Origin of the sequence: Anaplasma marginale str. Florida, assembly GCF_000215485.1 — a bacterium.
Taxonomy (GTDB): domain Bacteria; phylum Pseudomonadota; class Alphaproteobacteria; order Rickettsiales; family Anaplasmataceae; genus Anaplasma; species Anaplasma marginale.
The window spans coordinates 1-979 of record NZ_AFMS01000064.1; the positions used below are offsets into that span (position 1 = coordinate 1).

Annotated in this window: 1 tRNA gene; it reads left to right on the forward strand. The window is 49.6% G+C overall.

The window, feature by feature from the left end:
* The first annotated feature begins 398 nt into the window (after positions 1-398).
* Positions 399-470, forward strand: a tRNA-Met gene (locus GAC_RS01850).
* The last annotated feature ends 509 nt before the right edge of the window (positions 471-979 follow it).

Below are 979 nucleotides of genomic sequence, written 5' to 3' on the forward strand. Positions count from 1 at the left end.
TAACCGGTTGGAGGAGGACTTACATTCTTCCTTCTGAATGAGCATAGTAAATGTCGTATCCCTTTTGTGCGTGTGCGGCATAACTCAAAAGTGTACTTTAACTCCTGTGACTCATTTGACTCGTTGTGCTTCTATACTGGACCACGGCTGCTGATGAGCCGGTACAGCGGTGTGCGCGCCCGCCTGTGAGTTTAAGCCCTGCAATGGCGCGTATTTCTCGGAGTGGTAGACCGGAGTAACGGACGGCCACAAGTTTGCAGGGGTAGGGACACCCAAATATGGTAAATGAAAACCGTTAACAATTTGCATATCAAAAACCATCCCCTCACCCACCGGGCAGATGTGTCTAAATATGCAGGTTGCAACACGGCGCAAGATGTGATATCCCGTTGTCCTCGGGCTAGGTAGCTCAGGGGTAGAGCAGGAGCATCATAATCTCCGGGTCGGGGGTTCGAATCCCTCCTTAGCCACAACCGCCAAGTGGGTATCCACGTTGTATGTGTCCGAGCCGGCGGCTAACCGGGGCAAGCGCATCCGCGAGTTCGTGCACCCAACACAATACGAATAGATTGATAAGAGCTTGGGCTGCCAGCTTGGCGCTGGCAACTGCCATAATGTCTGTCATACCAAGAACGCGAGAAGCATGATAAACCTGAAGATTAGGTGCTTATCTTCCTAAGCTCAACTTTTAGTTTAATATTATAAAAATGTCTACGAAAGAAGAGTGCGTACCCAGATTGAGGCCGCTATCTTGCTTGGCTGTCGTGACAAAACTGCAGAATAAAGGCATCTAGGATCAGTATCCAACGCCGTCAAGGCCGAAATACCCGCACTAATCATTTTGCGCTGTAGGATTTATCTGGCAAAGCCCAGCCAGCTGAGAAGCACTCGCCGTTCGAGTTCCCTGAGTATATGTGCACCGATGCTAAGCGCCAATACACATTGACAAATATCGACGCAGAACGCCTATATGCTTGTT